This window comes from Geobacillus sp. DSP4a (assembly GCF_013096875.1).
GTDB lineage: Bacteria > Bacillota > Bacilli > Bacillales > Anoxybacillaceae > Geobacillus > Geobacillus thermophilus.
On sequence record NZ_SDLD01000275.1, the window covers coordinates 1 to 264 of the forward strand.

Genomic DNA, 264 nt, shown 5'->3' on the forward strand with positions numbered 1-264 from the left:
GCCGCCGCTCGGGGTCAAATAACCTTCCCCCTCGGGGTGCCAGCACCCCTGCGGGCGAAGAACATTTGCCCATCGCGGCGAAACACTCGCCTCCGCTTTTCCGGTTATCTAGTTTTCAAGGAACGAATCAAGAAAAGTGGTGGAGCCTATCGGGATCGAACCGATGACCTCCTGCGTGCAAAGCAGGCGCTCTCCCAGCTGAGCTAAGGCCCCGCAACCGATGGGCCTAAGTGGACTTGAACCACCGACCTCACGCTTATCAGG

The 264-nt window shown here is 59.1% G+C and carries 1 tRNA gene; it reads right to left on the reverse strand.

Going from position 1 to position 264, the window contains the following annotated elements:
• Positions 1-137 precede the first annotated feature (137 nt).
• Positions 138-213 (reverse strand) — tRNA-Ala (locus tag ETC02_RS17325).
• Positions 214-264: the final 51 nt, after the last annotated feature.